The sequence below is a fragment of the Streptomyces sp. NPDC029014 genome (assembly GCF_055564695.1).
In genome coordinates this window covers 1-13,244 of the sequence record NZ_JBVHVT010000139.1, presented here as the reverse complement: position 1 = coordinate 13,244, position 13,244 = coordinate 1, and the positions used below count along the sequence as shown (strand labels likewise).

The following is a 13,244-nucleotide window of genomic DNA, read 5'->3' as shown; positions in this document are numbered from 1 at the left end:
GCGTACGCCGCAGTCGTCACGTTCGCGGCGGCGGCCAGATCGGCAGGCGGTGCGAACCGCCGCTCCTCCTTGAGCAGATTGGCCAGGCTCTCGTTCGTCACGTTCGTTCTCCTCGTGTGGTGCTGTACAGCTGTGTGTTCAGGGGGCCGGTGGCCGGGTCGGGCCGTCAGCCGGTGGTGCAGGCGCCCGCGGGCACCGAGTGGCGGCGGTCGCGCTGGTACGGGGGTGCGGGTGCCACCCGGTCCGGCGCCTGGGCACACTGCGGCATGCGGACGTGCGTGGTGTCGTCCCAGGCGATGAGCCGGGCGGCGAGCAGGCACACCGCGGTCACGCTCAGCAGTACGGCGCAGGAAAGGACGACGACGGCGATGCCGCTGGTGCCGGACCGGTCCGCGGATCCTGTGCCGGCGCAGCAGCAGGCCCGGTCCGGCGACAGTGGATGCCGCGCGGCGGAGGGCGCCGGTGATCCGGCGCCCGTGGGCTGTGGAGTGGTCAAGGTCTTCCCCGTGGTTCGTTCTTCCGAAGGCGTTGCGGCGGGCCCGTCCGCGGTCCCCGGCGGCGGACGGTCGCGGCCGGCCCGGTGGACGTGTCCGTACGGCGAGGTGCCCGCTTGTGACGGGACGGCGACACTCGCCGGCAGGGTTGATGCGATCTCATCAAACGAGGGACGCCCTGGCCAGGGTCACGCACCGTAAGGTCCAGATCTTTCGGCGGTGCGGGGCTTCTTTCGGTAGGCCCACGCGGGCCGGTGCGATAATCGGACGTGGCGGTCGGCGGGCGACGGCCGCGAGCCTGACAGGGGGACGTCCGTGCCGTCCGCAGCACCTACGTCGATCCGATCCGTGCAGGTGGGCGGATGGTGACCGGCGACGCAGCGCCCGGTCCCGCGTTGTGGTCCGATCCGGCCGGACGGGAGACCGAACTCGCCGACCTGCGTGGCATGTTCGGCATCGCCGCCGGTACGGCCCCTGCGGCGACCGCCGCCGCGAGCGGCGCGGTGACGGAAAGCGACCATGCCTTCGTGCTGGTGCGGGGCGGCCACGGCAGCGGCAAGAGCGCGCTCGTACGGACCCTCCTCGGCGAAGCCCGCGCCGAAGGCCGTACGGTGCTCTCCGCCTGGGCGGAGCGCGCCGCGGGCCGGGACGGGCTCGCCGTCCTGCGGCAGCTCCACGCCGCCGCCCGACCCGATGCCGCCACCCGGCCCGACGACGCCGTCCAGCCGCCCGCGCACACCGCAGGCGGGCATCCGGCCGAACTCGCCGCGCTGCTCGCCACCCCCGGCAGCCGCCGCCTCCTGTGCATCGAGGACCTCCAGTGGGCGGACGGGGCCTCACTGCGGGCCCTGCGCAGGCTGATGCGCCGCGCCGACGGACGGACACCCGCCGTCATCGCCACCCTCGGCCCCGGCGAATCCGTGGACGAGGAGGCGCTCGGAGCCCTGCTCCCGCTCTTCCACGAGCAGCTCGACCTCCTTCCCCTCACGCCCGACGCGATCCGCGACCTGCTCGCCGCGGCCGGCCGCCGGACGGACGCCCCGCTCGTCCACGCCTGCCTGGAGGCCACCGGGGGCAACCGCTTCCTGCTCCTGTCCCTGCTCGCGGCCCTGGACGCCGACCGCACCGGCGAGGAAGCCGTCACCGTCGCGGTACGCGGCCTCGCCCTCGAACTCGCCCCGACCGCAGCCGCGCTGCTCCGCGTGAGCGGACCGCACGCCGAGCCGCTCGCGCGGGCCCTGGCCGTCCTCGGCACGTCCCAGCCGGTGGAGCTCGTCTCCGACGTCACCGGCGTCCCCTGCCCCGCCGCCGAGGACACCGCGCACGTACTCGAACGCGCCGGCCTGCTGCGCCGCTGCGGCCGCGGCGTCCGCCTCGCCGCGACCCTGCTGTCCAACGCCGTGGAGCAGTCCGTTCCGCCGAGTCGGCGCAAGGAACTCCACGCCCTCGCGGCCCGGTTCCTCCTGGATCGCGCCGCGCCGCCCGACCAGGTGGCCCACCACGTGGTCCATGCCGCGCCGGGACTGCCCTTCGCGCCCGAGGTACTGCGCCGCGCGGCCGTGGAGGCCATCGAAGCCGGAACCCCCGACCGGGCGGCCCGCCTCCTGCGCTCCGCCCTGCGCGAGCCGCTGACGGAACGCCAGCGCTCCGGCGTGCTGTCGCTCCTGGGGGAGGCCGAGCTGGAGTCCAGCGTCCCCACCGCCATCGAAGGGCTCCGCCGCAGCCTCCGGCTCAGCGACGGCCCGGGGGAGCGCACCTCCGCAGCCCGCCGGCTCGCCGGCGCGCTCTTCGCCGTGGACCGCTACCTCGATGCCCTGGACGTGCTGGAACGCACCAGCACCGCCATCCGGCCCGTCGATCCCGCCTACGCACTCCGCCTGGAGATCGACTTCCTCTTCGTCAGCCTCGTCGAGGTCTCCTCGGCGGCCCGCACCCACCCCCGGCTGATGGCCCTGGCGATGTCCGAGGCGCGCGAAGCCTCCGTCGTACGCCCCCTCGCTGCCCTGCTGAGCCTGCGCGGTGCCATGGTCGGCGAGGACCCGGCCGAGGTGGTCCGCCTGGCCCGGCTCGCCCTGGGCAACGGCATGGTGCCCGCGGACGACGAGTCGGTCGTGTACCACTGCGCCGTCCTGGCCCTCGGCGCGGCCGGTCGCCCCGACCTCGCCCACGAGTACGCCGACACGGCGGTCGCCGAAGCCCGGGCCCGTGGCGCCGTCTTCCAGTACTCCCACGCCATCAGCACCCGCGGCAACGCGAACGCCCGCATGGGCCGCATCCCGGACTGCCGGGCCGACGCCGAGGCCGCCCTGGAGGCACTGCAGGAGGTCGGCGTACCGCTCGGGGCCAGCCACACCGTGTTCGCCGTCGCCACCCTCGTCGAGGCCCTGACCCGGCAGGGCCTCGTCGAGGAGGCCCAGTCACTGCTGGACCGCAGCGGCATGGACGGACACCTCCAGCCGTACTGGATCAACGACTACCCCCTGATCGCCCGCGGCTGGCTCCGCATCGCCCAGGACCGGCCGGAGGACGCGCTCGCCGACTTCCTGGACTGCGGCGCCAGGACCGGGGCCCGCAACATGCCCGGGCCCGGCTTCTACCCCTGGCGGTCCGAGGCCGCGCTCGTACACGCCCGGCTCGGCCGCGCCGACGAGGCCCTGCGGCTCGCCGAGGAAGAAGTGGAACTCGCCCGCACCTGGGCCGTGCCCGAAATGCAGGGCGTCGCCCTGCGCGCCCTCGGCCTGGTCACCGGCGGCCCCCGGGGCCGGGAGCTGCTCGACGAGGCGGTCGGCATCCTGAAGCAGTCGCCGGCCCGGTTCCGTCACGCGCAGGCGCTCGCGGACCGGGGGCTCGTCGGCATCCGCTGCGGCCGCGTCACCGAAGGACGCGCCGACCTGAAGGAGGCCGCCAGCATCGCCCACGCGTGCGGGGCCGCCGGCCTCGCCGAAGCCGCGCTCCGCGAACTGCGCGCGCTCGGCGACCGACCGCGCACCCGCACCTTCCAGGGAGTGGGGGCACTCACCCCGACCGAGCGGAGGGTCGCCGCGCTCGCGGCCGGCGGCATGACCAACCGGCAGATCGCCGAGCACCTCTTCGTCGGCCTGCGCACCGTGGAGATCCATCTCACCCACGTCTACGCCAAGCTCGGCATCAAGGGACGCCGGGAACTCGCGGACGCCCTCGCCTGACCGCAGTTTTCTTCCTGTACGTCTTTCGGCTGCCGACTCCGGCGCCGTCGGTGTGATGCGGGAAGCGGCGGAAGGGGGCCGCGATGCAGGGGGCTTCGCGCGTCGTGCACCACTTCCACCGCGAGGAACCGCCCCCTGTTCGGTTTCGCTGCGCGCGGGACGAGTGGAAAGGTTGGGGGTTTCGTGCGCCCGTCGTGCATGGATGTGCTGAATCAGCGATTCACGGTGCTGCGGGGGTGGTCGGCGAGCCCCGGATGATGTTGGGTATCGCGTTCAGGGCCGCGCCAGTTCGGGGTGGACACCCGCCGCCTCGAAGACTGAGCGAGGACGCGCAAGAGGAGGGGGGAGGGAGACGCGCGTCACATTCTCCTCGCCGCCGAGCCCGGGCGGGGGCACCGACGGCTCGGTCTGCGCGCGGCCGCGGCCGTCCGGCCGCCCGCGCAGCCGGAGAGCGAGGTGATGCGGCTGCCGCCGCCCGGCCGACCTGGGGTGAATCCTCATTTATGCTTCAAGGCGGCCGCGGGTCAGTGGCTCGTAGCTGTGCGCGACAACGGGGAGCGGTCTGTCCGGCCGGGTCGAGGAGAGCGGCCTGCGCCGGGTCCTTGGTCCGGACGGGATCATAAGACGCTGATCATGAAGGTCTTGGGGAATCGGGTGACCGGCGACATGCGTCTCAGTGGTGCGGGGCGCCCGACCCACCCGCCCGCGAACAGAAGACCCCCAGGGAGAAGTGAGGTATGCCAGTGATCTGCGTCGGAGGCATGATCGGAATCGGCAAGACGAGCGTGGCCGAACTGCTCGCCAAGGAGCTGGGCAGTCAGGTCTTCTACGAGAGCGTGGAAGACAACCCGATCCTGCCGCTCTTCTACACGGCGAGCCCCGAGGAGATCCTGGCGAAGCGCTACCCCTTCCTGCTCCAGCTCTACTTCCTCCAGACGCGGTTCGCCGCGATCAAGGAGGCGTACAAGCAGGGCGACAACGTCCTCGACCGGTCCATCTACGAGGACTGGTACTTCGCCAAGGTCAATCACGACCTGGGCCGGATCAGCTCCCTCGAGATGCAGGTGTACGAGGGGCTGCTCGACGAGATGATGCGCGAGATCGAAGGCCTGCCGTACCGCAAGGCACCCGATCTCATGGTCTACCTCAAGGCGGACTTCGAGACGGTGCTGCACCGCATCGGGCTGCGGGGCCGCGACTTCGAGCAGGACGAGAGCCTCGTCGAGTACTACCGGACGCTGTGGTCCGGCTATGACGACTGGGTGCACAAGCACTACTCGGCCAGCGAGGTCCTCGTCGTCGACATGAACAACACGGACGTGGTGAACAACGCCGAGGACGCGGCCCGCGTGGTGCGGGAGGTCAAGGACGCCCTGGTCGCGTCCGGCCGCCGGGGCTGAAGCCCCGAAGCCTGAAGCCGGCCGCGCTGTCGCCCCCGCGGCCGGCTCGTCGACGCGCTGGCGGCTTCGCGCGACGCCATCGCCCCCGTCGAGGCCCTCGGACTGGAGCGGGTCGACCTGTTCGGGTTCTCCGTCGGCAGCTTCGTCGCGCAGGAGATGCTGCTCACCAGGCCGTCGCCGGTGGCGAAGGCGGTCCTGGCGTCCCACCCCCAGGGCGCGCCGCGCGTGCACGGCCGGGCGCCCGACGTCAACCCCGCCATCGGGGAGCCGACGACCGATCCCGGGGGAATGCTCCACGCGTTCTTCACCGACTCGGTTCAGGCCCACTGCCCGATCGGCCGCGCACCGCAGCGGCGCGGGCCCAGCCCTCGTGCCCGTACTGCCGACCGCGCGGAAGATCACCGCTTGACCTCAACCATGCTTGAGCTCATACGGTCTTCACATGCCCGCACGGTGTGCGGGATCCGCGCTGCAGTACCTGGAGGGGGATACCCATGACGACCCAGCAGATCTCCGACGCCGAACTCGCCGGACAGCCCGCCGCGTACTGGACCGGTGTCGCCTACGAGGCGCTCATCGCGTTCACCCGTGCCCGGCAGGCCGAAAAGGGCTACACCCAGCCGCAGTTCTGGCTGCTGCGCAACCTGTCGGTGAACGACATCTCGCCCGACGGTGAGGGGATGACCCTGCCTGAGCTGCGGGAGGCCATGGCCTCCTACATCCGGCCCGAAGACGACCTGGCGGTGGAGGCCGAGGCGCTCCTGGAACGCGGGTGGTTGACCCGGGACGCCCAGGACCGGCTGTGGCTCACCGGGGAGGGGGAACAGGCCCGCGTCGACATGGCCCGCAACGCTCCCGCGATCCGCGCCGCCCTCCACGCGGGCATCGATGACGCGGACTACGTCACCACGGTGAAGGTGCTCCATCGGCTGATCCGCAACGCGGGTGGGACGGTCGCCTGACAGGCCGCGGGCCCGGGGCGTGACGCCCCGGGCAGGATGCGCCAACCGATCTTGCGGGACGACCCTCAGAAAAGGCCGGCGCGCATGTGGTGCGTCAGGTTTTCGAGGATCTCGCGCAGCCACGGGCTGCGGACGGCCGGCAGTCGGGCCAGGGTGTGGTGGCACACTCCCGGGTCGGCCCGGAACGGGCGACGGGGCAGTGGTGCGGGCGGCTCGTCGCGGAGGACGCCGTCGGGCATGCTGCCCGACGCGGGGACGGGCAGGTACGGTTCCGGGAACGCCAGCCACCGCCATACGCCGAACGGCAGCGGCACCAGGGACGCCGGGTCGGTAGGGCCGGCCGGAGCCCAGGTCTGGCCCGTCTGCGGGTGGGTCGGCACGAGAAGGATGTGGGCGTCCCCCTCCCCGTCCGCGTCGGGGGCGGGTCGTCCCGGTCCGGTGAGGACCGCGCGCCGCGCCGGTGGACCTGCGGGCAGCAAGGCGTCGAGGGCGCGCCGGAACACCCGCGCGGTCAGGCCGTCCGGGACGGCGACCGGCCGGCCTTCCGAGGCCGCCAGCAGGTGGGCCAGGGCCTGGCCGGCGGCGGCCTCCCACTGGGGGCCCCATGCCCACCAGTGCTTCGTTCCCAGCAGCGACCCCCAGGTGGTGAGCGGCTCGAACGGGGGCGTGCCCCTCCCCGTCGCCGCCAGCTCGGCCCAGGAGAGCGGTGCGGTGTCGGCGATGTCGGCGCCAGCGGCGCGTAGATCCCGCGGGCCGCAGCCTCGCCCGGATCGACGTCCTCCCACGTCCGCCACGGCGGCCCCCAGGCTCCGGGTGCACGGCGAACGCGCCCGGCTCCATGAGCTGGATCCCGTTCCCGTACTTCTGTTGGGCGTGGGCCGGCAGGGCGACCTGGGACAACGGGGTGGTCAGCGCAGCGCCGCACCCCACACACACGAAAACGAACAAACGTCCTCCAGCTGGGAAACAGAGACATCGTCGCAGCTCGGCGGCGACCGACCCATCGGGTTTCCCGGAGGGCGGCGTGGACGACGGTCGTTCGCGCTCGCCCGCCCCGGGGCCCGGCCGGGGCAAGTCGGGTGCAAGTGCCCTGCAACAGGGCTCCGAAGACTGGGCGCCATGACTTCGAGCAACACCTCCGACTGCACCGTGCACCCCTACACCCGCGAGATGGCGATGATCCACCAGGTGTTCCGCCGCGAGTCGCGCCTGCTGGCCGAACTCGTCCAGGAGGTGCGTCCCGGCGACACCGCCCGCTCCCGGATCCTCGCCGAGCACTGGCGGCTGTACTCCATCGGCCTCCACGCCCACCACACCGGCGAGGACGAGGTGCTCTGGCCGGTCCTGCTGCCCCACCTGGACCTCGACGCCGAGCAGGTCCTGGCGATGGAGGCGCAGCACCGCGAGCTCGACGAGGGGATCGCCGAGGTCCAGCAGCACATGGACCGCTGGCAGGCCCGGGCCCTGCCGCAGGACCGCGACGAGCTCGCCGAGGCGCTGCGCAGGCACCACCGGCAGCTGTGCGCCCACCTCGACGAGGAGGAGCGGGAGGTCATGCCCCTGGTCGCGCTCCACGTGAACGAGGAGCAGTGGCACGCGGTGGGGGAGCGCGGGCTGGCCGAAACGCCCAAAAACCGGCTGATGATCGCCCTGGGCGCGATCCTGGAGGACAGCTCTCCCGAGGAGCGTCAGGAGTTCCTCGCCCGGCTGCCCGTCCCTGCCCGGGTGCTGTGGAAGGTCGTCGGACGGCGCCAGTACCGCCGCGAGACCGACCGGATCCGCGGCCGGCGCACGACCGCCTGACACGCCGCCGTGGCGGTCGCGCCGCCCGCCCCCGCCCCGAATCCCCCGGCCCCTAGCGGCCCCGGATCCCCGTCCCGCTCCGTCCCGACCGAGGAACTCCCACCGATGCGCATCGGATTCTCCGTCCCCCAGTTCGGCCCCTTCGCCGACCCCGACCGCACCGCCCGGATGTGCACGGCCCTGGAAGCGCTGGGCTGCCACAGTCTCTGGGTGGCCGACCGACTCCTGGCACCGCTCACGCCCGCGGAAGGCTACGCCGGCGGCAAGGAGATGCCCGTCCGGTACGGGACCCATCTCGACCCGCTGCTCGCCCTGGGCGTTGCGGCCGCGGCCACCGAACGGGTCCGTCTCGGCAGCAGCACGCTCAACGCCCTGTGGCAGCCGCCCGTCGTACTCGCCCGGGCGCTGACGACCCTCGACCTGATCAGCCGCGGGCGCCTGGAGGTGGGCATCGGGCTGGGCTGGATGCGGGAGGAGTACGCGGCCGCCGGGGTGCCCTGGCAGGGTCGCGGCGCGCGGCTGGAGGAGACCCTCGACGTCCTGGACGCCGTATGGCGGTGTGATCCCGTCGTCCACACCGGCCCCCTGTGGACGATCCCCGAGTCGACCGTGCTCCCCAAGCCCCTCCAGCGCCCGAGGCCGCCGATCCTGCTGGGCGGCTTCACCCCGCCCGCCCTGGAGCGGGTCGGCAGGCGCGCCGACGGCTGGCTCGGGGCCTCGATGCCGCTGCCCTACCTGGGCGGCCTCTGGGCGGTCGCCGTCGAGGCCGCCGAGCGGGCGGGGCGGGACCCGGCGGCACTGCGCCGGGTGTTCCGCGTGAACGCCGACGTCACCACGGCCGGGGCCGACCCCGCGGAGACCCACCACCGCGGGACCGTACGGCAGATCTGCGACCACCTCAGGGCGATGTGCGGGGCGGAGACCGACGAGGTGCTCGTGGACCTCCAGCTGACGACGGACTCGCCCGAACAGTTCCTCGACCTCGCGGCGGCGTTCATGGCCGAACTGGCCGAGCCTTCCCCCCCCGGCCGCCCCGACGGTGAGGGGTACCCCTACGCGGGCGACGGCGACGGCGACGGCGATGGCGGCGACGCCGCCGGCGGCAGCCCGGCCAGTCCGGTCCGCGCCGCTTCCGCCCAGTGGGGGGAGTCCCACGCGGCCGCCACCCGCGCGGCTTCGAGGTAGTGGCTCCGGGCCCGGTCGGGGTCGCCCAGGAACCGGGCCAGTTCGCCGAGGGTCTGCGCGACGGGCCGGAACGCGAGGCTCAGGCTGCTCGTACCGCCCGCCAGTCCCTCCAGGGGCAGCAGGTCCTCGTACACCTCGGTGGCCGCCTCCCTGTCGCGGAAGGTGATGGCGGCCAGGCCGCGCATCCCGGCCAGGATGGGGTAGGCGAAGTCGCGCCGCAGCGCCACGCGCTGGCCGAAGATCTCCCGGGCCTCCTCGGAGCGCCCGGCGGCCAGCAGCGCGAGCGCCGCGAGGGCTTCGTTGTGCGGCTTGTACAGCTCCCACACCATGAGCAGCACGGGCACCATTTCGGCGAGCCGGTCCTGCTGCAGCCGCATGCAGCCGACGCTCAGGGCGGCCAACCCGCTGAGGTCCACCGCTCCCCGGGCCCGCAGCTCCGCCACCGCCGACCCCATGGCCTCCTCCGCCTCCTCGAACCGCCCCCGGGCCATGGCGAGCATGGGACGGCGCAGCCTGGCCACCGCGAACGCGCCCTGCAGCTCGTACGTACGGGCGATCCCGTCCGCCCGTACGAGGCAGCGCTCCATCTCCGCGGGGTCGTTGCCGGCGGCGGCGATCCGGGCGGCGGTGTAGGCGCTCATCCAGGAGTACTCGGGGCTGTCCTGGGCGTCGGCCACCTCGACGAGTTCCCGGTGGAGCTCCAGGTAGGCGGCGGGTTCGAGTTCGCAGTCGACCTTGCGCAGCAGCGAGGTGAGGGTCAGGCCCCGCAGCCGCGGATCGCCCACGGTCCGGGCGAGGTCCACGGCCTGCCGTGCCACGGCCACGGCGCGGGGATCGGTGTCGTCGAGCGCGTCGGCCAGCTGGTCGAGGAGCAGGCACCGCTGCCGGTCGGTCAGTCCCCGGTCCTTCAATAGCTCGTCGAGCTCCTCGACGGCCTCCGGGTCGGACGCCGCGTACGGGCGCACGCGCCAGGGCGTCGGCTCGGTCCACGTCGTGTAGGCCGCCGTCAGCAGGTCGGCCCGGCCCTCGGCACGGGCCACCCGTACGGCCTGTTCCTGTGCGTCGCGGGCGGGGACCACGGCCCCCATCCGGATCCTGCAGTCCACCAGCTGCCCCAGCAGCATCACCCGGAGCAGGGCGGCATCCTGGTCGGCGAAGGCGGCCGGATGGCCGGTGAGCAGGCCGAGGGCCGCGTTCAGGAGGGCCTCGGCGTTCTGGGGGGCGTAGCGGCGCACCGCCTGTTCGCACGCCAGCCGGGCGTGCCGGACCGCCGGCCCGGCGTCGCTGGTCACGACCGCGGCCGCCCGCAGGAGGTGGTGGGCGGTGGCGGCGACGTCGTCCGATCCGAGGGCGATCAGGCCCCTGCCCAGACGGGAATGCATCCGGGCCAGCCGCAGGCGCGTGAGGTCGCCCTCCAGCGCGTCCCGCACGAGGGCGTGGGTGAAACGGACCGTGCCCGGCCGCGGCTCGGTGAGCAGTCCGGCGGTGACCCCCGCGTCCAGGGCGTCGAGGAGCTGCTCGGCATCACTGTCCGTGGCGTGCACGAGGAGGGCGACCGGAGCCTCGCGCCCGGCGACCGCCGCCAGCCGCAGACCGGCCGTCACGGTCGGCGCGAGCAGGGCCAGCCGTCGCCGCAGCACGTCCTGGACCCCCTGCGGGACACGGGCCAGCGCCTGCTGCTCGCCCTCACCCGCCAGCAAGAGCGAACTCTCGCGCAGGTAGAAGGGGTTGCCCCCGGCCCGTTCGGCCAGGGCCACCGCCGCGTGCTCGCTCATGCCGGCCGCGCCGCGCCGCAGCAGCTCCTTCGCCTGGTCGTCCGACAGCCCGCCGAGCGCCAGCCGTACGGGCGAGCAGGCGGCCAGCCGTGCCAGCGCCCCGGTGAGATCGCCCTCGCCGGTGCGGTACGAGCCCACCAGGAGCAGCGGTACGTCGCGCAGCTGCTCGACGCAGAGCAGGAACAGCTCGATGCTCTCCTGGTCACCCCGGTGCAGGTCGTCCAGCACGATCGCCAGCGGTCGGCGCCGGGCCGTGTCACGGAGCCAGCCGAGCAGCGCCTTGTGCAGGCGGAAGCGCCGGGCCGGGCTGCCGTCCGGCTGCGCGCAGTCCCCCTCCGTGCCCGGAGCCAGCAGCGGGGCGAGCTCACCGGCGTACGGGCCCGGTGGCGCGGCCTCCGCCAGCCCCGGCAGCATGTCGAACCAGGCCCGGCCGGGCGGGGCGCCGTCGGTCTCGGGACAGTGCCCGGTCCCGACCAGCCAGCCCTGCTCCGGCAGTTGCCGGACGACGGCTTCGAGCAGGCTCGACTTGCCGATGCCCGCCTCGCCGGAGACCACGACCACCTGCGCCCGGCCGCCGCGCGCCCGGTCCGCCGCGGCGGCGAGCCCCGCCAGCTCCTCGTCCCGGCCCAGGAGCCGGTCGGCCGTCAGCACCGTCGGCGCCCGTCCGACGACCACCGCCGGACCCCGCACGGCCACCGCGGCGGTCGGCACCTGGGCGCGCGCGGCGGCCGCGACCGGCGCCCCGGTCGACCGGTGCAGCACGTCCAGACGCTGGTGCAGCAGGGCCTGTTCCAGCTCCAGCAGGGCGGGCCCCGGTTCCACGCCGAGTTCCTCGTCGAGGACGTGGCGGGCCCGACGCAGCGCAGCCAGGGCGTCCCCCTGGCGGTCGCGGGCCCACAGTGCCAGGGCCAGCAGTCGCCAGCCCTCCTCGTGCAGCGGTTGCTCCCGGGTCAGTGCGCCCGCGTCGGCGAGGGCCTGGGCGGCTTGGCCGCAGCCCAGCCGCGCCGCGGCGAGCCGTTCGCGGGCGGTGCGGTGCAACTCCTCCAGGCGGGCGCGCTCGCCGGCGGTCCACGGCTCGTCCGAGAACTCGGCGTACGGCTGCCCGCCCCACGAGGCCAGCGCCTCGGCGAGGCCCTCGGCGGCGGCGTGCGCGGGCAACTCCGGGACTGAGCAGGACGCCACCCGGCCCTCGAACACCCAGGCGTCCACCGCGTCGTGCTCCACGGCGAGGGCGTAGCCGTAGGGCGCGCTGACCAGCAGCCGCGCCGGCGTGCGCGGCGCCCGTTCCGGTTCCAGGACGCGCCGCAGACGTGCGATGTAGGCGTGGAGCGACGCCTGCGCGCTCGACGGGATGCGCGTCGGCCACAACCGCTCGATGATCTGCTCCGTGGGGACGACCGCCCCACGGGCGAGCAGCAGTTGGACCAGAACCATCCGGGCGAGCCGGCCTCCGGCATCGACCGGACGGCCGTCGACCTCGACCCGGAACGAGCCGAGCACCTTCAATGTGACCATGACAGGAACATCGTAGACGCCGCACCACAACCCCACGGGTCCACGGCACCGCGCCGCACGGACAGACGGTGACGCACCGTCTGTCCGCGTCCACGTCGGGGGCGATCGATCAGTTGGGCAGCTGTGCGAGCGGACCGTTCAGGTCGCCGGTGACGACGAGGGCGAAGTCCTGCGGTCCGGCCAGCAGATTGCGGGCGAAGACCTGGATGAGGTAGGTGCCCGCGGGCGGCGAGTCGATGCGCACGACCTCGACGTTGTTCGTGCAGTCACTCCGGAGCAGCCGGTTGGGCAGTCCCGCGTTCCCGACGTGCTTGGTGCCGTCGGGAGCCTGCACGATCACGCTGATGTCGTTCTGGAGACCGCGGCCGGGCAGGTCCGTGTACGCGAGACAGAGCCGGAACGGCGTGGCTGATCCTGCCGTCACGTTGAAGCGCTTGCGCTCTCCGGTGCGTCGGAACTGCTTGGCCGGCTTCTGCCACGTGTCGACGCATTCGAGCGCGAAGTCCGCCGCCCCGTCGTGAGGAAGGGTGGTGGGCATGTGGATGGCGCCGAAGCCCTGGTGGTAGTGGGGGTCGTTGGCCATCGAGTCGGGCCCGGAGAGCGTGCGGGCGCCGTTGATCAGGGTGGCCTTGACGAGGGCTGCGCTGGGTTCGAGGCTGCGCCGGTCGACGTAGTACTGGCGTACCAGCGCGGCGCAGCCCGCGACGAGCGGGGCGGCCATGCTGGTCCCGCCCATGTAGGCGTACCGGGGGTTCTGGTGTCCGCCCCAGTAGTGGTTCGAGGGGGCGAGGGAGGACCGGGCGGACAGGATGTCGGTCCCGGGGGCGGAGACCTCCGGTTTGGTGCGGAAGTCGTTGCCAGGGCCGCGGTTGCTTAAAGAGGCGAAGGACCCGGGGTCGCCCGACCCGCGGTCGGCGCCCACGGG

The 13,244-nt window shown here is 73.7% G+C and carries 8 protein-coding genes and 2 pseudogenes; 6 read left to right on the top strand and 4 right to left on the bottom strand.

The annotated features are described in order from the left end of the window. Positions 1 to 166: 166 nt before the first annotated feature. Positions 167 to 496 carry a hypothetical protein gene (locus ACZ4VL_RS38860; protein ID WP_468210174.1) on the bottom strand — a complete coding sequence of 110 codons (330 nt, stop codon included), beginning with the start codon at positions 494 to 496 and terminating at the stop codon, positions 167 to 169. Positions 497 to 856: 360 nt separating this feature from the next. Between ACZ4VL_RS38860 and ACZ4VL_RS38855 the strand changes: the two genes are divergently transcribed. The 4 genes from ACZ4VL_RS38855 to ACZ4VL_RS38840 all read left to right on the top strand — a co-directional run bounded on the left by ACZ4VL_RS38855 (position 857) and on the right by ACZ4VL_RS38840 (position 6,041). Next, the gene (locus tag ACZ4VL_RS38855; RefSeq protein WP_468210171.1) at positions 857 to 3,679 is read left to right on the top strand and encodes a helix-turn-helix transcriptional regulator; all 2,823 of its coding nucleotides are present in this window, start codon (positions 857 to 859) and stop codon (positions 3,677 to 3,679) included. A 737-nt stretch (positions 3,680 to 4,416) separates the two neighbouring features. Further along, positions 4,417 to 5,079, top strand: coding sequence for a deoxynucleoside kinase (locus ACZ4VL_RS38850; protein WP_468210169.1), 663 nt, complete (start codon positions 4,417 to 4,419; stop codon positions 5,077 to 5,079). Positions 5,080 to 5,136: 57 nt separating this feature from the next. Next, positions 5,137 to 5,577 carry an alpha/beta fold hydrolase gene (locus ACZ4VL_RS38845; RefSeq protein ID WP_468210177.1) on the top strand — a complete coding sequence of 147 codons (441 nt, stop codon included), beginning with the start codon at positions 5,137 to 5,139 and terminating at the stop codon, positions 5,575 to 5,577. Beyond that, the gene (locus tag ACZ4VL_RS38840; RefSeq protein WP_468210166.1) at positions 5,574 to 6,041 is read left to right on the top strand and encodes a MarR family transcriptional regulator; all 468 of its coding nucleotides are present in this window, start codon (positions 5,574 to 5,576) and stop codon (positions 6,039 to 6,041) included. The genes ACZ4VL_RS38845 and ACZ4VL_RS38840 overlap by 4 nt, the downstream gene beginning before the upstream one ends. Before the next feature lie 65 nt (positions 6,042 to 6,106). Here the strand turns inward: ACZ4VL_RS38840 and ACZ4VL_RS38835 are convergent. Further along, positions 6,107 to 6,989 (bottom strand): annotated as a pseudogene (locus tag ACZ4VL_RS38835) (hypothetical protein). 171 nt (positions 6,990 to 7,160) lie between these two features. On the opposite strand from ACZ4VL_RS38835, the gene ACZ4VL_RS38830 reads away from it, so the two are divergent. Together ACZ4VL_RS38830 and ACZ4VL_RS38825 are read left to right on the top strand one after the other, a co-directional pair. Then, the gene (locus ACZ4VL_RS38830) at positions 7,161 to 7,844 is read left to right on the top strand and encodes a hemerythrin domain-containing protein (RefSeq protein ID WP_468210163.1); all 684 of its coding nucleotides are present in this window, start codon (positions 7,161 to 7,163) and stop codon (positions 7,842 to 7,844) included. A gap of 105 nt (positions 7,845 to 7,949) precedes the next feature. Then, a pseudogene (locus ACZ4VL_RS38825) lies at positions 7,950 to 8,759 on the top strand (TIGR03619 family F420-dependent LLM class oxidoreductase); the annotation flags it as partial. 137 nt (positions 8,760 to 8,896) lie between these two features. Here ACZ4VL_RS38825 and ACZ4VL_RS38820 read toward each other — a convergent pair. Together ACZ4VL_RS38820 and ACZ4VL_RS38815 are read right to left on the bottom strand one after the other, a co-directional pair. Further along, on the bottom strand, positions 8,897 to 12,319 hold the full coding sequence (locus ACZ4VL_RS38820) for a BTAD domain-containing putative transcriptional regulator (RefSeq protein WP_468210161.1): 3,423 nt from the start codon (positions 12,317 to 12,319) through the stop codon (positions 8,897 to 8,899). A 109-nt stretch (positions 12,320 to 12,428) separates the two neighbouring features. Beyond that, positions 12,429 to 13,244 (bottom strand): PPC domain-containing protein (locus tag ACZ4VL_RS38815; protein ID WP_468210158.1); only part of this gene is annotated, 816 nt, incomplete at its 5' end.

Coding starts and splice junctions, on each gene's coding strand:
- ACZ4VL_RS38855 (WP_468210171.1), top strand. CDS start 857: ATGGTGACCGGCGACGCAGCGCCCGGTCCCGCGTTGTGGTCCGATCCG.
- ACZ4VL_RS38850 (WP_468210169.1), top strand. CDS start 4,417: ATGCCAGTGATCTGCGTCGGAGGCATGATCGGAATCGGCAAGACGAGC.
- ACZ4VL_RS38840 (WP_468210166.1), top strand. CDS start 5,574: ATGACGACCCAGCAGATCTCCGACGCCGAACTCGCCGGACAGCCCGCC.
- ACZ4VL_RS38830 (WP_468210163.1), top strand. CDS start 7,161: ATGACTTCGAGCAACACCTCCGACTGCACCGTGCACCCCTACACCCGC.
- ACZ4VL_RS38820 (WP_468210161.1), bottom strand. CDS start 12,319: ATGGTCACATTGAAGGTGCTCGGCTCGTTCCGGGTCGAGGTCGACGGC.